Origin of the sequence: Aliiroseovarius crassostreae (assembly GCF_001307765.1) — a bacterium.
GTDB lineage: Bacteria > Pseudomonadota > Alphaproteobacteria > Rhodobacterales > Rhodobacteraceae > Aliiroseovarius > Aliiroseovarius crassostreae.
Map to the genome: position 1 here is coordinate 325761 of NZ_LKBA01000019.1, position 20552 is coordinate 346312.

Genomic DNA, 20552 nt, shown 5'->3' on the forward strand with positions numbered 1-20552 from the left:
TTTCCTCACTCCTTTTTGCAGGTTTGGGCAAACTGCATGATATCCATGAGCGCGGTTTGGAACCTGTGGTCCTCCACGGTCATGGCCACCCGAATGTGCCCGGCGGCCGCCGTGCCGAAACTCTCTCCCGGCATGACGGCAATCCGTTTTGACGTTAACAATCGTTCGGCAAACTCTTTGCCACTCAACCCGGTCGCCCGGATGTCCAGCAGCAGATACGCAGCAGATACATGGTCCCATCCGCTGGCACGACGCGCACCATGTCCTGCCCTTTGATCAAGGCAAGCGCCGCTTCCCTGCGTCGTCTGAACGGCTCTGCAATCCGGGCCTCGAACCCTTCGCCCTGTTGCAGGGCAAAAAGTGCAGCATCCTGAATGAACCCGGCCACGCCATAGGTGGTGTTGATCGCCAGTGTTTCCAGGTGCCGTATGGCCTGTTCCGGTCCGATGATCCAACCGATCCGGCTGCCGGTCATGGCATGGCTTTTCGACATGGATCCCACCACAAGTGTTCGCTCTGCCATGCCGGGCAGGGCGCGCGGCGACAGGTGCGTGCCGGTCCAGACCTGCGTGTCATAGACCTCGTCAGAAATCAGCCACAGGTCTTCGTCGTGGCAGACCTCGGCAATCCCTTCCAGCGCCGCACGGGTATAGATTACCCCGGTTGGATTGTTGGGCGAGTTGATCAGCAGGCTGCGCGCACCGTGGGTCTGGGCGCGAATGTCTTCGGCGCGGGGTTGGAACCCGTTGTCGGCATGGGTGGCAATCGGCACCGCCTGCGCCCCCACGGCGCGGATCGTGCCGGGGTAGGTGGCGTAATGCGGATCAAGATACAGCGCGTGGTCTCCTTCGTCACAGGCAGCCATATGGGCGGCAAACAGCCCCGCCTGACCACCGGGGGTGATCATGACATTCTCGCGCCCGGTGGGAACGCCGGTGCGGGTCTGGACCCGCGCCGCCACCGCATCGCGCAATGCGTTGGTTCCGGGAATGGCGGCATAGCCGGTATGTCCGTTCAGGGCTGCCTGATACATTGCGTGCAGTATGGACGGATCGGTGGCCCGATCAGGTTCGCCAATGGTCAGTTCGGTGACCTGCTCTCCGGCTTCCACCATGGCGCGCGCCCGGTGAAAGACCCCCCAGTCATCATCGCCGCCGTCCAGAATGCCCGCGATCCTTGTCGAAACCCGCATCTGTTCTTTCCATGTTACCCGCTTTTATCGCACGGGGGCATGTTGGGCTGAACAAAGTCAATGTGAAAATCCAAATCTTCCCACTGAGTATTGGGGCAGGTTTTGTCCCTGAAAATGCAAATATCGCCGCCAGAGGCAAAAAAATCAAAACAACCCTTTCCAAATGGTCAATCGCATGAGATAGGGACGTGCCAAACGAAAACTCCCAAGGAGAACGCTCATGGAGATTCGCGAGGCTCTTACCTTTGATGATGTCCTGCTGGTGCCGGCGGCCAGTAACGTGCTGCCCTCGACGGCCAATACCTCAACGCAGGTGACGAAATCGATCTCTCTGAACATCCCGCTGATGTCTTCGGCGATGGACACGGTGACCGAAGCCCGCATGGCCATTGCCATGGCGCAGGCAGGCGGTATGGGGGTCATTCACAAGAACCTCGATGTCGAGGAACAGGCGCGCCAGGTGCGCCGGGTGAAACGCTTTGAAAGTGGTATCGTCTACAATCCGATTACGCTCACACCGGACCAGACCCTTGCCGATGCCAAGGCGCTGCAAGAGCGGTATCGCGTCACCGGTTTCCCGGTGGTGGATGGCGACGGGCGCGTGGTCGGGATCGTAACCAACCGCGACATGCGCTTTGCCACTTCTGATGATACCCCGGTCCGTGTGATGATGACCGCGGACAATCTGGCCATGCTGCAGGAACCGGCTGAGCTGGAAGAAGCCAAGTCGATGATGAAGGCACGCCGGATCGAAAAACTTCTCGTGGTTGACGGAAGCGGCAAATTGACCGGTCTGCTGACCCTGAAAGACACCGAACAGGCCAAGCTGAACCCAACCGCCTGTAAAGATGATCTGGGCCGTCTGCGTGTGGCTGCCGCCAGTTCCGTGGGCGAAAGCGGGTTTGAACGCTCCAAGGCGCTGATTGACGCGGGCGCAGACATTGTTGTGGTCGACACCGCGCACGGCCACTCCGCAGGGGTGATCGAGGCGGTGAAACGCATCAAAGCCTATAAACCTGACCAGCAGGTCGTGGCCGGGAACGTCGCCACGGCAGAGGCCACCAAGGCGCTGATTGAGGCGGGGGCCGATGCGGTTAAGGTTGGGATCGGGCCGGGCTCGATCTGTACCACCCGGATGGTGGCAGGTGTCGGTGTGCCGCAGCTCACGGCCATTTCAGATTGCGCCAAGGCCGCAGGGGATGTGCCGGTCATTGCGGACGGGGGCATCAAGTTCTCGGGTGATTTTGCCAAAGCCATCGCAGCAGGTGCGTCCTGCGCCATGGTTGGGTCGATGATCGCAGGCACGGATGAAAGCCCGGGTGAGGTGATCCTCTATCAGGGCCGCTCGTTCAAAGCCTATCGGGGCATGGGCTCGCTAGGGGCCATGGCGCGCGGATCTGCTGACCGGTATTTCCAGAAAGACGCCGCCAGTGACAAGCTGGTGCCCGAAGGGATCGAAGGGCAGGTGCCTTACAAAGGTCCGGCCGGTACTGTTATTCACCAGCTGGTGGGCGGTTTGCGGGCAGCCATGGGATATACCGGCAACGGCACCGTGGCTGAAATGCGCAAGAACTGCAATTTCGTGAAGATCACTGGCGCGGGCCTGAAGGAAAGTCATGTGCATGACGTTCAGATCACCCGTGAAAGCCCCAACTATCGTATTGGATGATATAACAAGATGTTGCGCGGCAAAATTAAACCAATATGGGGTGAGGAATGACCCCCGCTGCGCGCATCAGTGCCGCGATAGAAGTGATGGATCTGATCCGGTCAGGTGATACGGCTGAGCAGGCCCTGTCTGGCTGGGCGCGCGGCCACCGTTTTGCCGGGTCCAAGGATCGTGCGGCGATCAGGGATCACGTGTTCGACGCTCTGCGCCGCCTTCGCTCCTCTCAGGTTTTGGGAGGAGGAAAGGATGGTCGTTCAACCCTGATCGGCCTGCTGCGGGGGCAGGGTCAGGCGTTGGATACGGTTTTCACCGGGGAAGGTCATGCGCCCAAGCCGCTTTCTGAGGAAGAGGCCGCACACGCCCCAACCCTCACCACGGCTGAGGCATTGGATTGCCCGGACTGGGCCTATGACCTGTTTCAGCGAAGCCTGGGGGGAAACTGTGATCAGGTGCTGGCCTGTTTGCGGGATCGGGCACCTGTGTTTCTCAGGGTCAACATCGCGCGTCTGACGCGGGAGGAGGCAATTGATGCCTTGGCGTGTGACGGCATTGTTGCCCGCGCTCATCCTCTGGCATCGACCGCACTTGAAGTGATTGAAAATCCGCGGCGTGTTTCGCAATCGAACGCTTATCAGATGGGGCTGGTTGAGCTTCAGGATGCGGCATCGCAAGCTCTGGTTGAAGAGCTCGGCCTGCGGCCGGGAATGCGGGTTCTGGATTACTGCGCCGGAGGCGGGGGCAAATCGCTTGCGATGGCAGCTCTTGGGGCTGAAGTGGTTGCCCATGATGTTTCGCCGCGTCGCATGAAGGATATTCCCGAACGGGCCCGGCGGGCGGGTGTCCAGATTGAATGTTGCACCACAGAGGCCTTATCGGAACGCCCTCCTTTTGATCTGGTTCTGGCGGATGCTCCGTGTTCCGGGAGCGGCTCATGGCGCAGGGATCCACAGGGAAAGTGGCGCCTGACAGCGGATAAATTAGATGAGCTTTGCGCGATACAATATTCAATTATAAAGACTATTTCGTCATTTGCGGCGGGTGATGGGCGAATTGGGTACGCCACGTGCTCATTGTTCGATGTGGAAAACCAACTTCAGATGATCAACAGGCCGTCGGGATGGTGGTCTGTGAGGAATGAGCGTCAGTTCACACCGCTTGAGGGTGGGGACGGTTTTTACGTTGCTCTATTGACGCGCGATTAATCACGCGATTAGATCAACCCTGAGGGGATCTGTCCGCCTTTTTCTGTGGTCCCCTTGTCCAGCGTTAATGCCGTGTTAACGATAGACGCCGCATAAAGAGGCACCTGAACTCGCATGAAAGGGATCCACGTGGTGCGATCTGCCTTGTCCCCTCACCAAATGGTAGTTGTCGCCCAGGATCTTGCGCCGCGCGTCGGCTATATCGTGCTTCTGGCATTGATTGTGCTGGCTGGGGCGATTGCTCTTCCAGGGGTCCCTGATCTGGGGCGATTTGCGGCGGTTATCTGTGGGGGGGCTCTGTTATCTCTTGCGCTTCTTGTCCTGGGCATTCGCCGTTGGCATCGCGTGCAGGTGGCTAAAATATTTGCTTCTGTTGAAATGTGTGCCGGCAATGATGCTGCACCGGTTCTGGTCACCGATGGCGAAGGTGAAATCATCTATGCAAACGCTGCCGCCGGGGCGCAATTTGAAGCGAAACCGGGGCAGACCCTGGCGCGGGCCTTCCATGACCTGTTTGCGTCACCTTCTGCGGTGTTGAGCAAATTGCAAAGCCGCGCCGAAGCCACCAGTTCCGCATCGGAAGATGTGGTCATAAGGCGCGGAAATATAAGGATTACTGTGCATCGGATGCAGGAATCTGGGTTCATTTGGCGGGTGGATGAGACCGGAGAGCGTAGCATTGCTGGCCGATCGGGGGAAAACATCGCTCTGCCGATGTTGACGGTTTCCAAGAACGGCACAATCCTGTTCATGAATGAAGCGGCTCGTTTGCTGCTTGGAGGGCGTGAAACCACGCTGAATCGAATTTTTGTTGAAACACCGGTCCGTTCCGGTGTTGTGGTGCAGGTGTCGGGCAAGTCCGGCCCCGTGCCCGTGGTGGTATATGAAATAAATTGTTCTGCCGCGCGCAAGGAAATGTATCTGCTGCCGGCGGATGCCACGCCCACTATGTCAAGCGGTGAATGGGCCGGGGTTGAGGTCCTTCCTGTGCCTTTGTTGAAGCTGGACGCCAAGGGTAGGATTTCCATGGCCAACAAGCGGGCGCGTGACCTTCTGGCGGACAGGGATGCGGTTGGCAGTCTTTTGTCTGAGCAGGTGGAGGGGCTTGGTCGTCCGGTCTCCGACTGGCTGGCCGAAGCGCATGCCGGGCGCCATCTGGGCAGAACGGAAGTTGTGCGTGCGATAAAGCCGGATGAGGAAGTGTTCCTGCAGATTTCGCTGAGTCAGATGACTGATGATGACGGCCCCACTCTGGTGGCGGTTATACAGGACGCAACAGAGCTCAAGAACCTTGAGGCCCAGTTCGTGCAAAGCCAGAAAATGCAGGCCATTGGGCAATTGGCAGGTGGTGTTGCTCATGACTTCAACAATCTGCTGACCGCCATATCGGGGCATTGTGATCTTTTGCTGACCGGTCGGGATGAGGCGGATCCTGAATACTCGGATCTTACCCAGATTCACCAGAACGCCAACCGCGCTGCTTCTCTGGTCGGTCAGCTTCTGGCTTTCTCGCGAAAACAGACATTGCGCCCGGAAGTGATCGATTTGTCTGATACACTGTCAGATTTGACTCACCTTCTAAATCGTTTGGTCGGGGAGCGCGTGTTGCTGGAACTGGATCATGATGAAAAACTGCTGGCTATCCGGGCGGACCGGCGCCAGTTGGACCAGGTGATCATGAACCTCGTGGTCAACGCACGCGACGCGATGCCGGACGGTGGGACCGTGCGTGTGGAAACCCGAAATGTCATACTTGACAGCGCGTTGGAGCGAGATCGCGCGACGGTACCACCTGGTGAATATGTAACGGTGCGTGTCATCGATCATGGAACGGGAATTGGTTCGGATAAGATCAACAAGATCTTTGAGCCCTTTTTTACCACCAAGAAGTCCGGGCAAGGGACGGGGCTTGGGCTGTCCATGGCCTACGGAATCATCAAACAGACGGGCGGATATATCTTTGTGGATTCCGTGCCCGGATCCGGGACCACATTTACACTCTATTTCCCCGTTTGGAAGGAAACTTCCAAGGAAGCGCATTCTGAAAAAGAGGGGGCGGTAGCCGAGAATATCAACGCTACTGAGCGACCATCCCCATCGCTGGAACCCCTTGTGCTTACCAACGCGGTGTCCACACAGCCTGAGGATGTGAATAACCCTGGGCAGGACAAAGCAATTGATACAATTGTTTCACAGGTTGCTGGGGCGGTGTCGCCTAATGGAAACGTATCTCCTGCTTCTGGCCCGGACACGCGTTTGCCCAATCCAACCCATGATCTGAGTCGTGAGAGCTCTGGCGGTGTTGTTCTGTTGGTAGAGGATGAAGCACCTGTGCGTGCTTTTGCCTCCCGAGCATTGCGGATGAGGGGGTATACCGTACTGGAGGCGGAAAGTGCCGAAGATGCGCTTTCCATCCTCGAAGACCCGTCATTGTCAGTTGATGTTTTTGTGACTGATGTGGTCATGCCCGGTATGGATGGACCGACCTGGGTGATGAAGGCGATGGAGAAGCGCCCTGGCGTGAAGGTGGTATTCGTGTCTGGTTATGCAGAGGATTCGGTTTCAGAACATCAGGCGCGCGTTCCCAACTCGGTGTTCCTCCCGAAACCGTTTTCGCTCACGGAACTTACCGCGACAGTCCAGCAGCAAATACATTAATAAAAACAATGATATATTGTGGTTTTTCTGACATTAACGACTTGGTTACCTTATTTTGGGAAAATTTATATTGGTAAATAACAAGTTGTAATGTTCCTGTTTTGTGCTTTATGTCTTGATGGGAACATTTTGTGAACATGCGATTGTGTTGCCGCAGTTCACCCGATGTGAAATAAGGAAAGAAACAATGGCGACTGCGGATATTTTTGACATGAAACGCGATAGTGACAAGCAAAAGGCGCTCGACAGCGCATTGGCCCAGATCGAGCGCCAGTTCGGCAAAGGTTCGATCATGAAACTCGGTGCCGATAATCCGGTTACTGAAATCGAAAGCACATCTACCGGCTCATTGGGGCTGGATATTGCGTTGGGGATCGGTGGTCTGCCAAAAGGCCGGATCGTCGAGATCTATGGTCCGGAAAGTTCGGGCAAGACCACGCTGACACTTCATTGTGTCGCCGAAGAGCAAAAAAAGGGCGGCGTTTGTGCGTTTGTTGATGCAGAACACGCGCTGGATCCTCTTTATGCCAGGAAACTGGGGGTGGATCTCGACGAGCTTCTGATCAGCCAGCCTGACACAGGCGAGCAGGCGTTGGAAATCGTTGATACCCTGGTGCGCTCGGGGGCCGTGAACATGGTTGTTATCGACTCAGTGGCCGCCTTGACCCCGAAGTCAGAGCTCGAAGGGGACATGGGCGATAGCAGTGTTGGCGTGCAGGCCCGCCTGATGAGTCAGGCCATGCGAAAATTGACCAGCTCGATTGCGCGCTCAAATTGCATGGTGATTTTCATCAACCAGATCCGTATGAAAATCGGCGTGATGTTTGGCAGCCCTGAAACCACGACGGGTGGCAATGCGCTGAAATTCTACAGCTCGGTCCGTCTGGATATTCGCCGTATCGGTCAGATCAAGGATCGCGATGAGGTGGTGGGGAACGCCACACGGGTCAAAGTTGTCAAGAACAAGGTCGCGCCGCCGTTCAAGCAGGTCGAGTTCGACATCATGTATGGTGAAGGTATTTCGAAAATGGGGGAACTTCTGGACCTCGGGGTCAAGGCCGGTGTGGTTGAGAAGTCAGGCTCCTGGTTCAGCTATGGTGATGAGCGTATCGGTCAGGGGCGCGAAAATGCAAAGACCTACCTGCGCGAAAACAAACGCACGGCCCTTCAGATCGAAGACAAGATCCGCGCGGCACACGGTCTGGACTTTGAGATGCCGCCAGAGGAGCGTGACGAGGATGACGGGCTTCTGGAAGCCTGATCCATTGTGATCAAATATCCTGAGAAAACAGCGAAGGTCGGGGGTGTTCCCGGCCTTTGTTTTATGTGCCAGATGATTTTCATATGGCCAGTGGACAGGGGAAGCGGGGCCGGGTAAACCACGTTGAAAGCTCACAAGAGGCAAGAGAACATGGCCAGCCTGAACGATATTCGCTCGACCTTTCTGAATTACTTCGACAAGCAGGGGCATGAGGTGGTGGACAGCTCGCCACTTGTGCCGCGCAATGACCCGACGCTGATGTTTGTGAACTCCGGCATGGTGCAGTTCAAGAACCTGTTCACCGGGGTGGAAAAGCGCGATTATGTACGGGCGACCACTGCGCAGAAATGTGTGCGCGCAGGGGGTAAACACAATGACCTCGACAATGTTGGCTACACAGCGCGCCACCACACCTTTTTCGAGATGTTGGGGAATTTCAGCTTTGGGGATTACTTCAAGCATGAGGCAATCCCTTTCGCATGGGAGCTGATCACCCGCGAATTCGATATTCCGAAGGATAAGCTCTACACCACCGTCTATCACACCGATGACGAGGCGTTTGAGATTTGGAAAAAGGTTGGTGTGCCGGAAGATCGGATCATCCGCATCGCCACCAATGACAATTTCTGGCAGATGGGCCCAACTGGTCCCTGCGGCCCCTGCACCGAGATTTTCTATGATCACGGGGATCACATCTGGGGTGGCCCTCCGGGCAGTCCGGAAGAAGATGGCGACCGGTTCATTGAAATCTGGAACATCGTTTTCATGCAGAACGAACAGTTTGCGGATGGCTCGATGGTGCCGCTGGACATGCAGTCGATTGATACCGGCATGGGGTTGGAACGGATCGGCGCGCTTTTGCAGGGTAGCCATGACAACTATGACACCGATCTTTTCAAAGCACTGATTGAGGCCTCGGCCCATGCAACGAATGTGGATCCCTACGGGGATCAGAACGTGCATCATCGCGTGATTGCCGACCACCTGCGCTCGACATCTTTCCTGATGGCGGACGGGGTTCTGCCGTCAAATGAAGGGCGTGGTTACGTGCTGCGTCGCATTATGCGTCGGGCCATGCGTCACGCGCATCTGCTGGGGGCAAAAGATCCGGTCATGCATCGCCTGGTGCCGGAACTGGTCGCACAGATGGGGCAGGCCTATCCGGAGCTTGGTCGTGCACAGACCATGATCGAAGAAACGCTTCTGAACGAGGAAACCCGCTTCAAAAAGACACTCGATCGCGGTTTGAAACTGCTTGATGACGAGCTGTCGGGGCTGGGGGAAGGCGAAGATCTGCCCGGTGAAACCGCGTTCAAGCTGTATGATACCTACGGTTTCCCGCTTGACCTGACCCAGGATGCGCTGCGGGAAAAAGGCCGTGGCGTGGATCAGGCCGGTTTCGATACCGCGATGCAAGCGCAAAAGGACCGCGCCCGCGCTGCCTGGTCTGGTTCCGGTGAGGCCGCAGACGCGACCATCTGGTTTGACCTTGCGGAAGAGCACGGGGTGACCGAGTTCCTGGGCTATGACACCGAACATGCGGAGGGCCAGGTGCTGGCGCTTGTGTCTGGTGGCGCGCAACTGGATGCGGCCAAAGCTGGGGACGAGGTTCAGATTGTTGTGAACCAAACGCCCTTCTACGCCGAAAGTGGTGGTCAGGTTGGGGATAGCGGATTGATCCGCACCGAGAGCGGCTCAGCCCGTGTGACGGACACCAAGAAAGTGGCAGATGTCTTCATTCATTTCGCCAAGGTGGAAGAGGGTGAGATCAAGACCGGGCAGGGCGCTGAACTGGCGGTTGATCACCTGCGCCGCTCGGCCATTCGGGCCAACCACTCCGCCACGCATCTGCTGCACGAGGCGCTGCGCAATGAGTTGGGGGAACATGTGGCCCAGCGTGGCTCCCTCAATGCCGATGATCGTCTGCGGTTCGATTTCAGCCACAACAAGGGCATGAGCGCACAGCAATTGTCGAATGTGGCGCGTGAGGTGAACACCTACATCCGCCAGAACAGCAAGGTTGAAACCCGGATCATGACCCCGGATGACGCACGCGACATGGGGGCCCAGGCGCTGTTTGGCGAGAAATATGGGGATGAGGTGCGTGTGGTTTCCATGGGGCATGCTCCGACCGGAAAAGGTGCTGATGGCAAGACCTATTCGATTGAGCTGTGCGGTGGCACACATGTGTCTCAGACCGGTGAAATCGGGGTCTGCGTTATCCTGTCGGAAGGGGCCAGCTCGGCCGGTGTGCGCCGGATCGAGGCCCTGACCGGAAAGGCCGCCTTTGCCTATATCGAAGAAGAAACGGCGCGCGCGGCAGAGATTCAGGGGATGCTGAAGGCCAAGCCAGAAGAGGTCGTGGAGCGTATCAAGGGGCTGATGGATGAGCGCAAGGCGCTGAATGCCGAGATTTCCAACCTCAAACGTGAGCTGGCCAAGGCATCGGGGGCAGGTGCTGAGACCAAAGAGATCAATGGGGTGAAATTCCTGGCTGCCGTGGTGCAGGGCGTTGGGGGCAAAGACCTGCAAACCCTGGTCAATGAACACAAGGATGGGCTTGGATCCGGGGCGGTTCTGATCATTGCCGATAATGACGGCAAGGTGGCTGTGTCCGCCGGTGTGACGGCTGATTTGACCGACAGGTTGTCTGCGGTTGATCTGGTCAAGGCTGCCGTGCCTGAGCTGGGCGGGAAGGGGGGCGGTGGCCGCCCGGAACTCGCCCAAGGTGGCGGTGCCTCGGCGGAGAATGCCCAAGGGGCCATCAAAGCAGCTGAAGCGGTAATCGCAGGCTGATTTTGAGAGAGAAACCGCTCGCAAGAGCAGGAAGGTCGTGCCATGTTGGCGCGACCTTTTCCTTTTGACCGCGTGTAAGGAGAGACCGATGCCCGCACTCTGGATTGCCCATGTGACCGTGACCGACGAAGAGGCCTATGGCAAATATGCCAAGCTGGCGGGGTCGGCCATTGCCAAACATGGCGGCCACTTCATTGCCCGCGCCGGACGCTATGTGCAGCTTGAGGGCAAGGAACGTCCCCGAAATGTGGTGGCGAAGTTTGACAGCGTTGAGGCGGCAGAGAAATGTTATCACTCGCCGGAATACCAAGAGGCACTGAGCCATGCGCGCGATGCGTCGGAGCGGGAGCTTCTGATCGTAGAGACCAGTGAATAAGGCCCAACATGTTTATTCGATTTGTATGTGATCGGCCGGTCGATGGGTTGGATGCCCGTGCCGGATTTTTCGTTGCAGCTTATGAGCTGCGCGATGATCCGGAACTGGATCAATACAGCGCCCAATATCTTGAAGACCTATTGGCCTGGTTTCGGGAAAACCTGCAACTGCCCGACCGCTTTTCCGGGTCGAAACATGATCGGGAGAAAGAATTTACCCGTGGGCTAAGCTGGTTTCGTCCGGAGGCTGATGAGGCGATAGATAAGGCATGGGAACTGGCGGCTTTTCTGGAAATGCATGGCTATCAGATTGAGCTTCTGAAAACGGACCGCCCCGGAAACATCCTTTATGCGGATGATGATCAACTTGTGGCGGATCCCTATGCCGAAACACCAAGATAAAAGCCCCCGAAAAGGTTTTCGAGGGCTTTAGTCTAATTTTGTAAATTGTTGTTATTGATTGGCTTTTGCCATCCGCTTGCGTTCATGCGGATCCAGATAACGTTTGCGCAGACGCACATTGTTGGGGGTCACTTCCACCAGCTCGTCGTCATTGATATAGGCAATCGCTTCTTCCAACGACAGGGTCATCGGCGTGGTCAATCGCACCGCATCATCGGTACCAGACGCGCGCACGTTGGTCAGTTTCTTACCCTTCAAGGGGTTCACTTCCAGATCGTTTTCGCGCGAATGCTCGCCAATGATCATGCCCTGATACACGTCGGCCTGCGCGCCGATCATCATTTTGCCACGCTCTTCCAGGTTCCACAGCGCGTAAGCCACTGACGTGCCGTTTTCCATGGAGATCAGCACACCTGCCCGACGGCCCGGAATGGATCCTTTGAACGGGGTCCAGCCATGGAACACGCGGTTCAGAACGCCGGTGCCACGCGTGTCGGTCAGGAACTCGCCATGATAGCCAATCAGGCCGCGCGATGGCACATGGGCGATAATGCGGGTCTTGCCCGCCCCGGCGGGGCGCATCTCCACCAATTCACCTTTGCGCGCCCCGGTCAGTTTCTCGATCACTGCACCGGAATATTCGTCATCCACGTCGATGGTGGCCTCTTCGACCGGCTCCATCTTCTGGCCGTTTTCTTCGCGCATGATCACTTGCGGGCGCGAGATCGACAGCTCAAACCCTTCGCGGCGCATGTTCTCGATCAGCACACCCATCTGGAGTTCGCCACGACCCGACACCTCAAAAGCTTCGCCGCCGGGGGTGTCTTCGATCTTGATTGCCACGTTCGACTCTGCTTCCTTGTGCAGCCGGTCGCGGATGACGCGCGATTGCACCTTCTTGCCGTCACGACCGGCAAGCGGGCTGTCATTGATGCCAAAGGTCACCGTGATGGTGGGCGGATCAATGGGTTGGGCTTCAAGCGGTTCATCCACGGCAAGCGCACAGATCGTGTCGGCCACGGTGGCCTTGGACATGCCCGCAATCGACACGATGTCCCCGGCGACCGCTTCTTCAATGTCCTGCTGGGACAATCCGCGGAAGGCCTGGATCTTGGTGACGCGGAATTGTTCGATCTTTTGCCCGATACGCGAAATGGCCTGAACGGTGGCCCCAACCTTGAGACGACCGGTTTCAACGCGGCCGGTCAGGATCCGGCCCACAAAGGGGTCGGACCCGAGAGTGGTTGCCAGCATCGAGAAATCTTCGTCCTGATGGGCGATCTGCTTCGGTTTCGGAACGTGGTTGACGATGAGGTTGAACAGCGCATGCAGGTCTTTGCGCGGCCCGTCCAGATCCGCATCAGCCCAGCCATTGCGGCCCGAGGCATACATATGCGGAAAATCAAGCTGGTCTTCATTGGCCCCGAGCGAGGCAAAGAGGTCAAAACACTCATCCAGAGCACGGTCGGGTTCGGCGTCTGGTTTGTCGACCTTGTTCAGAACCACAATCGGGCGCAGGCCCAGCGCCAGCGCCTTCGAGGTCACGAATTTGGTCTGCGGCATCGGGCCTTCTGCGGCGTCCACCAGCAAAACAACCCCGTCCACCATCGACAGGATCCGCTCAACCTCGCCGCCGAAATCGGCGTGGCCGGGGGTGTCAACGATGTTGATGCGGGTGTCTTTCCATTCGACCGAGGTCGGTTTGGCAAAGATGGTGATGCCGCGTTCGCGCTCCAGTTCATTCGAGTCCATGGCCCGTTCAGCCACAGCCTGATTTTCGCGAAATGCGCCGGATTGTTTCAGAAGTTCGTCAACCAGCGTGGTTTTGCCGTGGTCAACGTGAGCGATAATCGCGATATTGCGAAGGTCCATGTTGCGCGCCTTTTGATAGGAAGTTGACGCGCGAATAGCGTGACTTGGGGCGAATTGCCAGTCCAAATCGTTGTTTCACCTGTTTATCGTGCGTTAAAGCCTTCCGGGAGAAACCTGAAACCCATGTTTAACCCGAAACACCCACGATATTCAGATCTCTTGTGGTGTTTCGACGTTTTCCTGTGTCAGGTTCAAGTTGAAACGCTTTAATGGGGGGAACTTACCGAAAACAGGTTGGTCACGACTATCCCGGCCACGATCAGGAGCAGGCCAATCACGGCGGGCAGGTCCAGTTTCTGACCAAAAGCCACAAGGCCGATGACCGCAATCAACACAATCGCAAGGCCAGACCAGAGCGCATAGGCAATACCCACTGACATGAACTTCAACACCCAGGCCAGAAGGGCAAAGCTGATCCCGCAAGCGACAACCACGGTGATCGATGGCCCAAGACGGGGAATTGCTGACTGGCCTGCAAGGCTGAGGTGCTTATGGTTTCGGCGAGAACGGCAAAAATCAGGACAAGATAGGGCATGGGTGATCTCGAAAATACGCAGTGCTTTGGGTCTGCCTCTCAGACTGTTCTGCGTTAAGCTTGCTGGCGACACCAGCCCCTTCGCGGCTCTTTTCATGGACAAAAGGGGCGTCTATACAGATGTCAGACAAAGGCAGCATTGATCGCCTCCGCGTCAAATCTCTGAAATCAACGTTATGGCATCATGTTCGGCGCAAGGGGAATTATGTGCCGTTGGGCTGCTTATCTCGGGATGCCGATCTTTTTGGAGGAGGTGGTGACCCGGCCGGGCCATTCGTTGATTGCACAAAGCCAGGACGCCACGGAATGCAAAACAGCCACCAATGGGGATGGGTTTGGGCCGGCCTGGTATGATGCGCGCCCTGAACCGGGCCTGTATCGGGACATTTATCTTGCCTGGTCCGACCCCAACCTGCGCGCAGTCTGCAGGCAGGAGCAGTCAGGCCTGTTTCTGGCCCATGTGCGCGCCTCAACCGGCTCTGCGATCAGCCGCAACAATTGCCACCCGTTTGTGCATGAAAATTGGAGCTTCATGCATAATGGCCAATTCGGAGGGTTTGAGCATTTCGAAAACAGGCGGATATGGCCGTTCCCGATGCGCTTTACCCCAGCCGGAAAGGCGCCACCGACAGTGAGGTTCTGTTCCTGCTGGCTCTGGCCGAAGGGCTGGAGCATGATCCGGCAAAAGCCTTGGCCCGTGCGGCGAGCACACTTTCTGAGCTGTCCCAAGAAAGAGGGACAACACCGCATATGCGCCTGTCAGCAGCCTTTTCAGATGGAGAAAAACTGTGGGCGGTACGGGCAAGTTCAGACCATATCGCGCCTTCTGTCTATTACCGCTGGTCGCCAACCCGCCAGGGATGGGCGGTTGTCAGTGAACCGTTGGAGAAGGGCGAACTGGATTGGATCGAATTGCCCCCCGGTCACATCGCGCAGTTTGACGGGGACAGGATCAACCTCACCCCGTTGCCGTTTTTTTCTTGTTGAAAATATCCCGGGGTGAGGCCGTAAGGCCGAGGGGCAGCGCCCCTCAGTCCTCGCTCTGGTTCCAGTTCGGCGCCCGCTTTTCGATAAAAGCGTTGATGCCTTCCTCGGTGTCGCGGAACATCATGTTCTGCGCCATAACCTCGCCAGTAAAACCATAGGCATCTTCCAATCCCATGGTCAGCTGATCATAGAAAGCAGATTTGCCAATTTTCACCGCAGCGCCGAGTTTTGAGGCTACCTTGTCCGCGAGCCTGCGGGTTTCTTCCTCAAGGGCTTCATGTGGCACCACATGATTGACAAGCCCCAGCTCAGCCGCGCGATCGGCGGAAATGAACTCGCCGGTGGTCAGCATCTCAAACGCCAGTTTGCGGGGAATGTTGCGGGTCAGCGCCACCATCGGGGTGGAGCAGAACAGACCGATATTGACCCCGTTCACACCAAAGCGCGTCCCCTCGGCCGCAACCGCCATGTCGCAGCTTGCCACCAGTTGACACCCGGCCGCAGTGGCAATGCCATGCACCTGGGCGATCACTGGCTGCGGCATACGGGTAATTTGCACCATCATGCTGGCGCAGCGGGAAAACAGATCCTGAAAATAGGCTTTGCCGCCGTCTTTGGATGCCCGCGCCGCAGTCATCTGCTTCAGGTTATGGCCTGCGCAAAAGGCTTTGCCATTGCCCGCCAGGATCACCGCACGGATTGTGGGATCGGCGGCAATACGTTCCAATTCTTCGCTCAGAGCGGCCAGCATCTCATCCGACAGCGCGTTCAACGTGCCGGGGGTGTTCAGTGTCACGGTTGCAACTGACGCAGCGTCGTTCCGGATCAGTATTGGATCTTCCATCTTGTCCTCCCTTGGGTCTTGTCGTCACGATAGGGACATCACGCGTATTTCCCAGAGGAATGCGCGTGAAGTTGAAATGACGCTGCGGCAGTTAGGGGGGCCAATGGAGCTGAAAATGAACCGGGCGGAGCTGGCGGCCTTTCTGGACGCGCAATTCCCGCAGGTGGCGGATGATTTCGAGGTGGCGGATGTCGCGCCGATGCAGATCACCATGCGCAAGCGGGTGGCAGAGAAGCATCTTCGGCCAGGGGGCACTGTCTCGGGTCCGACAATGTTTGCCCTGGCTGACGTGTCTGTTTACCTGGCTATTCTTGCCATGATCGGCCCCAAGGCGCTGGCGGTCACAACCAATTGCTCCATCGACTTCATGCGCAAACCTCGTTCCGATGCAGACCTTGTTGCCCATTGCCGATTGCACAAGCTGGGAAGGGTGCTTGCGGTTGGGGATGTTCTGATCCATTCCGAAGGGGATGATGCGCCTGTTGCGCGTGCAACATTGACCTACTCAATCCCGCCAGAGAGGGCTTGACCCTCACGGATTGCCTGAGCAGGTCTGGGGTATAGTCTGAAAAAGGAATATGTCATGTCTGACCAGACCGCACCGCCGGAGTTTTCTCGCCTCGCGCATTTTCCGGTCACGTTTTTTGCCATTGTCATGGGCTTGATGGGGCTTACTCTGGCTTTGCATGCAGGGGCACCGGTGTATCCATGGATGGGGGCGGTGTCATCGCTGGTCTGGCTGATTTCGGTCACGGTGATGGGGATTGTGACAGTTTTCTACCTTGCCAAGGCGCTGCGCTATCCCAGGATGGTGATCGAGGAATGGCATCACCCGGTCAAACTGGCGTTCTTTCCAACGATTACGGTGTCACTACTGCTGCTTTCTATGGCCACTCATGCCCATGCACCGGAACTGGCGGAGTGGATCTGGCTGGCTGGCGTGGTGGGGCAGGGCGCGCTGACCATAGCGGTGGTCTCCGGTTGGATTTCGCATCGGTCCTTTGAGGTTGGGCACCTGACGCCCGCCTGGTTCATTCCGGCGGTTGGAAACGTGCTTGTGCCGGTTCTGGGCGCGCGCATTGGCTATATTGAGACGTCCTGGCTGTTCTTCTCTGGTGGGATCCTGTTCTGGATCGTCCTACTGACCCTTGTGATGAACCGGTTGATTTTCCATGACCCGATTGTGGCGCGGCTATTTCCGACCATGGTGATCCTGATCGCGCCCCCCGCTGTCGCCTTCATCGCCTATGTGGGCATGGTGGGTGAGGTGGATGGCTTTGCGCGGATGCTGATGAATGCAGGCTATATCTTTGCGGCGCTGGTGCTGGCCCAGGTTCCGCGTCTGGTCAAAATGCCCTTTGCGCTGAGCTGGTGGGCTCTCAGCTTTCCACTGGCGGCCCTTTCGATCGCGTCTTTCCGATTTTCGCAGCTGGATGGGTCGCGGGCCCATCAGACAATTGCCGTGCTGGTGCTTGCCCTTCTGGCTGTTGTCATTGGCGGGCTGGTTTTGCGGACAATCAAGGCATTGGTGAAGGACGAAGTGTTCCGGCCAGAGTAAAACCCTGTGCAGAACGGGGAAAAGACCATTGGGGCGATGGGGTAAAATAATACCATATTTTCAACCTGTTGTTTTTGAACGATTTTATAAGTGTTTTGGTGCTTGACCCGAATTCAGAAATCACTAAAAACACCCCATCCGAAACCCAATCAGGGCTGAACACATGAAAACCTTCTCTGCAACGCCTGCAGATATCGACAAGAAATGGATCCTGATCGACGCCGAGGGCGTTGTTCTGGGCCGTCTTGCGTCGATCATCGCAATGCGTCTTCGTGGCAAACACAAAGCCTCGTTCACTCCGCACATGGACATGGGTGACAATGTCATCGTGATCAATGCGGATAAAATCCAGATGACCGGCAAGAAGCGCACCGACAAAGTGCACTACTGGCACACCGGTTACCCGGGCGGCATCAAGTCGCGCACTGCCGGTCAGATCCTTGAGGGTGCCCACCCCGAGCGTCTGGTCATCAAAGCCGTGCAGCGCATGCTGCCGGGCGGCAAGCTGAGCCGTCAGCAGATGACCAATCTGCGCGTTTACGCAGGCGCCGAGCACCCCCATGAGGCCCAGAGCCCGGAAGTGCTGGACGTCAAATCCATGAACCCGAAAAACTCGCGTGAGGGCTGATCATGACTGAAGAGATCAAATCGCTTGATGAGCTGAACGCTGTCGTTGAAGGCACCGAAGCCGCTATTGAAGTTGCTGCCCCCCGTGAGCCCGTCCGTGACGAGCTGGGTCGTTCTTATGCCACCGGTAAGCGTAAAGACGCTGTGGCCCGTGTCTGGATCAAACCGGGTTCGGGTAAAGTGGAAGTCAACGGTCGCGACGTGAACGTCTATTTCGCACGCCCCGTTCTGCAGATGATCCTGCGCCAGCCGTTCGAAGTGGCCGGTGTTCTGGGTGAATTCGACGTATACGCCACCGTAAAAGGCGGCGGTCTGTCGGGCCAGGCAGGTGCTGTGAAACACGGTATCTCGAAAGCTCTGCAACTGTACGAACCCTCGCTGCGTGGCGCTCTGAAAGCCGCTGGCTTCCTGACCCGCGACTCGCGTGTTGTGGAACGTAAGAAATACGGTAAGGCCAAAGCCCGTAAGAGCTTCCAGTTCTCCAAGCGTTAAGTTCGAGCTTTCGAATTTTCCTTACAAAACAAAGGGTTGCGTATTTCGCAGCCCTTTTTTTGTGCGTAGCGAAATTGTAGCAGACACCGTATGCGTTGACGTTATGGTTGAGCGATTTTAGCATATCTGTAGCGTTTTAGGTTGCTATTGGAATGTGCCGTTGGCGTTTGGCGAGGATAGAGTGGAGCACTTTGGGGGGCGCTTAGTTTGTTTAAGCGCAACCTCGCTGTCGCTGTGCCCAACGCTAAATCACACAGACAGCCAAATTAAAGCGTTTCGACTTATTATTGAGACACAATAATGAGTCGAAACGCTCGAAACCTACTGATGTTGCGGGCGTTTCGAAATCAACTTGTGTCTCAAGTTAATCTCGAAACGCTTTAGTATATGCACTTGAAGATAGGCGGACGCAAAGGCCATCTCACACGCAGCACGAAACTTACAGTTTATGAAGATGCTTATGAATACGCGAAGAGTGAGTTGTTGCGTTTACAGCAAGCAGCAAAGTTGGGACATAGCTTAGGGTCAGGCTTCATAACCAGACCCTGACGATGGCGTTGTCAACGGCAGGGTAAAACCCTGCCACTGTGGCGGAGCAAAAGTAGGCCAGCTTGAGGTATGCGCCTTGGAGCGCGTGGCCCTCAAATAGCAGGCACGGTCCAAGTCGCATTGGCCGTCAGGCCAATTCTGTGAGGATCATTTTCCGGTGGTGGCGAGGTGGACCTGTCGCGGAATTGTTCCGCTCCTTTGACTTGGTATTTTGCCACAAAGGAGAGACATCATGGCATCGAACCCCACCCCCGAATTCCGCGCAGAGGCAGTGCGGGTAGCGTTAACCAGCGGGCTGCCGCGTAAGCAGGTCGCTGCGGATTTTGGCGTCGGCTTCTCGACGCTGAGCCGTTGGATCCAGCAGGATCGGCGCAACCCAGAGAAGCCTTCTGCCCATTCTGATCTCGAGCGCGAGGTCGCGGAGCTGCGCAAAGAGAACCGCATGCTCCGGGAGGAGAGGGAGGTGCTAAAAAAGGCCACCCAGTTCTTTGCGGAGCGAAGCAAATGAGGTTCGCTTTCATCGCAAAGAACGCCGAAATGTTGCCCATCGAACGGCTGTGCCAAATCATGGATGTCAGCCCGCGGGGGTATCGGGCCTTCCGGAGCCGCCCCCTCAGCCAGAGCCAACGCAAGGACATGGTTGTGCTGGCTCATATCCGTGAACAGTTTGCCCTGTCTCTCGGCAGCTATGGCCGGTCACGCATGACCGAGGAATTGAAAGAGTTGGGATTGCCAGTCGGCCACCGCCGCATCGGACGCTTGATGCGTGATAACGGCATTGTGGTTAGAAGGAACAGGAAGTTCAAGGCGACCACGGACAGCAACCACAGCTTCAACATCGCACCGAACTTACTGAACCGGGACTTCTCGGCAGCCCGTCCGAATCGGAAATGGGCGGGTGACATCAGCTATGTCTGGACCCAAGAGGGCTGGCTGTATCTCGCGGTCATCCTCGATCTGCATTCCCGACGGGTGATCGGCTGGGCTGTCAGTAATCGTATGAAGCGGGACCTGGCGATCCGAGCGTTGAACATGGCCATTGCCTTGCGGCGACCATCGAAGGGCTGCATCCATCACACGGACCGCGGCAGCCAATACTGTTCCCACGACTACCAGAAGATCCTACGCCAGCACGGCTTCAAGGTATCAATGAGCGGGACTGGGAATTGTTACGACAACGCTGCCGTCGAAACCTTCTTCAAGACCATCAAGGCGGAACTGCTGTGGCAGCGATCCTGGCGGACACGTCGCGATGCTGAGATGGCCATCTTCGAATACATCAACGGCTTCTACAATCCGCGTCGAAGGCACTCAGCACTGGGCTGGAAAAGCCCCTTGGCCTTCGAACGAAAGGTCGCTTAAGTGAGAAACCGGAGCGGCACAAATACGCGACAGGTCCAGCCGCAAAGGGGGAAGATGTCGAAGCCCTGTTTGAGGACTGGCGCGATAGTCTTTACGAGGAAGCCAACTCTTGGAATGATAGCTAACGGCTTCAGCGTCAGGCCCCCGCATTGGGGGCCTTAAGCCAGGTGA

At 56.8% G+C, this 20552-nt stretch carries 16 protein-coding genes and 2 pseudogenes; 14 read left to right on the forward strand and 4 right to left on the reverse strand.

Translation table 11 applies throughout. The features are described from left to right. Positions 1–5: 5 nt before the first annotated feature. Positions 6–1192, reverse strand: a pseudogene (locus AKJ29_RS14345) (pyridoxal phosphate-dependent aminotransferase). 11 nt (positions 1193–1203) lie between these two features. On the opposite strand from AKJ29_RS14345, the gene AKJ29_RS19730 reads away from it, so the two are divergent. The 8 genes from AKJ29_RS19730 (at position 1204) to AKJ29_RS14380 (ending at position 11555) form a co-directional block, all read left to right on the forward strand. Continuing rightward, complete coding sequence (locus AKJ29_RS19730) at positions 1204–1371, forward strand: hypothetical protein (RefSeq protein ID WP_161805441.1); 168 nt, start codon at positions 1204–1206, stop codon at positions 1369–1371. A gap of 41 nt (positions 1372–1412) precedes the next feature. Then, on the forward strand, positions 1413–2861 hold the full coding sequence (gene guaB, locus AKJ29_RS14350; protein WP_055191956.1) for an IMP dehydrogenase: 1449 nt from the start codon (positions 1413–1415) through the stop codon (positions 2859–2861). A gap of 47 nt (positions 2862–2908) precedes the next feature. Then, entirely contained in the window at positions 2909–4063 is a 1155-nt protein-coding gene (locus tag AKJ29_RS14355; RefSeq protein WP_055191962.1) for an RsmB/NOP family class I SAM-dependent RNA methyltransferase, read from the forward strand. A gap of 159 nt (positions 4064–4222) precedes the next feature. Next, on the forward strand, positions 4223–6721 hold the full coding sequence (locus AKJ29_RS14360) for a hybrid sensor histidine kinase/response regulator (RefSeq protein ID WP_055192481.1): 2499 nt from the start codon (positions 4223–4225) through the stop codon (positions 6719–6721). Positions 6722–6908: 187 nt separating this feature from the next. Continuing rightward, positions 6909–7982, forward strand: a complete 1074-nt coding sequence (recA, locus tag AKJ29_RS14365; protein ID WP_055191963.1) for a recombinase RecA — start codon at positions 6909–6911, stop codon at positions 7980–7982. Positions 7983–8132: 150 nt separating this feature from the next. Then, positions 8133–10778: an alanine--tRNA ligase gene (gene alaS / locus AKJ29_RS14370; RefSeq protein WP_055191964.1), complete on the forward strand. Its 2646-nt coding sequence runs from the start codon at positions 8133–8135 to the stop codon at positions 10776–10778. An 88-nt stretch (positions 10779–10866) separates the two neighbouring features. Then, positions 10867–11154, forward strand: coding sequence for a DUF1330 domain-containing protein (locus AKJ29_RS14375; RefSeq protein WP_055191968.1), 288 nt, complete (start codon positions 10867–10869; stop codon positions 11152–11154). Between the two features lie 8 nt (positions 11155–11162). Continuing rightward, the gene (locus AKJ29_RS14380) at positions 11163–11555 is read left to right on the forward strand and encodes a hypothetical protein (RefSeq protein ID WP_055191970.1); all 393 of its coding nucleotides are present in this window, start codon (positions 11163–11165) and stop codon (positions 11553–11555) included. Positions 11556–11606: 51 nt separating this feature from the next. Here AKJ29_RS14380 and typA read toward each other — a convergent pair whose 3' ends face one another. Both typA and AKJ29_RS14390 read right to left on the reverse strand, forming a co-directional pair. Beyond that, positions 11607–13427, reverse strand: coding sequence for a translational GTPase TypA (gene typA, locus AKJ29_RS14385; protein WP_055191972.1), 1821 nt, complete (start codon positions 13425–13427; stop codon positions 11607–11609). Between the two features lie 206 nt (positions 13428–13633). Beyond that, a pseudogene (locus tag AKJ29_RS14390) lies at positions 13634–13962 on the reverse strand (SMR family transporter). Positions 13963–14194: 232 nt separating this feature from the next. Between AKJ29_RS14390 and AKJ29_RS14395 the strand changes: the two are divergent. Further along, positions 14195–14965 (forward strand): class II glutamine amidotransferase, encoded by a 771-nt coding sequence (locus AKJ29_RS14395; RefSeq protein ID WP_074963679.1) that lies wholly within the window; start codon positions 14195–14197, stop codon positions 14963–14965. Between the two features lie 27 nt (positions 14966–14992). Here AKJ29_RS14395 and AKJ29_RS14400 read toward each other — a convergent pair whose 3' ends face one another. Continuing rightward, positions 14993–15793: an enoyl-CoA hydratase gene (locus AKJ29_RS14400; protein WP_055191974.1), complete on the reverse strand. Its 801-nt coding sequence runs from the start codon at positions 15791–15793 to the stop codon at positions 14993–14995. A gap of 103 nt (positions 15794–15896) precedes the next feature. Here AKJ29_RS14400 and AKJ29_RS14405 point away from each other — a divergent pair, with 103 nt between their 5' ends. The 5 genes from AKJ29_RS14405 to AKJ29_RS14430 all read left to right on the forward strand — a co-directional run bounded on the left by AKJ29_RS14405 (position 15897) and on the right by AKJ29_RS14430 (position 20381). Continuing rightward, positions 15897–16322, forward strand: a complete 426-nt coding sequence (locus AKJ29_RS14405; protein WP_055191979.1) for a PaaI family thioesterase — start codon at positions 15897–15899, stop codon at positions 16320–16322. 54 nt (positions 16323–16376) lie between these two features. After that, positions 16377–17351 carry an SLAC1 anion channel family protein gene (locus AKJ29_RS14410; protein ID WP_055191981.1) on the forward strand — a complete coding sequence of 325 codons (975 nt, stop codon included), beginning with the start codon at positions 16377–16379 and terminating at the stop codon, positions 17349–17351. Between the two features lie 163 nt (positions 17352–17514). After that, positions 17515–17979, forward strand: a complete 465-nt coding sequence (gene rplM, locus AKJ29_RS14415; protein ID WP_055191983.1) for a 50S ribosomal protein L13 — start codon at positions 17515–17517, stop codon at positions 17977–17979. Positions 17980–17981: 2 nt separating this feature from the next. Then, positions 17982–18470: a 30S ribosomal protein S9 gene (gene rpsI / locus AKJ29_RS14420; RefSeq protein WP_055191985.1), complete on the forward strand. Its 489-nt coding sequence runs from the start codon at positions 17982–17984 to the stop codon at positions 18468–18470. Between the two features lie 781 nt (positions 18471–19251). Then, positions 19252–20381, forward strand: a protein-coding gene (locus AKJ29_RS14430) for an IS3 family transposase (protein WP_409360022.1) whose coding sequence is annotated in 2 segments (ribosomal slippage) — positions 19252–19486 and positions 19486–20381 — 1131 coding nt in all. Because the reading frame shifts where the segments join, the coding sequence is not laid out codon by codon here. The last annotated feature ends 171 nt before the right edge of the window (positions 20382–20552 follow it).

Bases quoted from the DNA above. Each gene is read 5' to 3' on its own strand.
- AKJ29_RS19730 (WP_161805441.1), top strand. From the start codon at position 1,204: ATGTTACCCGCTTTTATCGCACGGGGGCATGTTGGGCTGAACAAAGTC.
- guaB (WP_055191956.1), top strand. From the start codon at position 1,413: ATGGAGATTCGCGAGGCTCTTACCTTTGATGATGTCCTGCTGGTGCCG.
- AKJ29_RS14355 (WP_055191962.1), top strand. From the start codon at position 2,909: ATGACCCCCGCTGCGCGCATCAGTGCCGCGATAGAAGTGATGGATCTG.
- AKJ29_RS14360 (WP_055192481.1), top strand. From the start codon at position 4,223: ATGGTAGTTGTCGCCCAGGATCTTGCGCCGCGCGTCGGCTATATCGTG.
- recA (WP_055191963.1), top strand. From the start codon at position 6,909: ATGGCGACTGCGGATATTTTTGACATGAAACGCGATAGTGACAAGCAA.
- alaS (WP_055191964.1), top strand. From the start codon at position 8,133: ATGGCCAGCCTGAACGATATTCGCTCGACCTTTCTGAATTACTTCGAC.
- AKJ29_RS14375 (WP_055191968.1), top strand. From the start codon at position 10,867: ATGCCCGCACTCTGGATTGCCCATGTGACCGTGACCGACGAAGAGGCC.
- AKJ29_RS14380 (WP_055191970.1), top strand. From the start codon at position 11,163: ATGTTTATTCGATTTGTATGTGATCGGCCGGTCGATGGGTTGGATGCC.
- typA (WP_055191972.1), bottom strand. From the start codon at position 13,427: ATGGACCTTCGCAATATCGCGATTATCGCTCACGTTGACCACGGCAAA.
- AKJ29_RS14395 (WP_074963679.1), top strand. From the start codon at position 14,195: ATGCCGATCTTTTTGGAGGAGGTGGTGACCCGGCCGGGCCATTCGTTG.
- AKJ29_RS14400 (WP_055191974.1), bottom strand. From the start codon at position 15,793: ATGGAAGATCCAATACTGATCCGGAACGACGCTGCGTCAGTTGCAACC.
- AKJ29_RS14405 (WP_055191979.1), top strand. From the start codon at position 15,897: ATGGAGCTGAAAATGAACCGGGCGGAGCTGGCGGCCTTTCTGGACGCG.
- AKJ29_RS14410 (WP_055191981.1), top strand. From the start codon at position 16,377: ATGTCTGACCAGACCGCACCGCCGGAGTTTTCTCGCCTCGCGCATTTT.
- rplM (WP_055191983.1), top strand. From the start codon at position 17,515: ATGAAAACCTTCTCTGCAACGCCTGCAGATATCGACAAGAAATGGATC.
- rpsI (WP_055191985.1), top strand. From the start codon at position 17,982: ATGACTGAAGAGATCAAATCGCTTGATGAGCTGAACGCTGTCGTTGAA.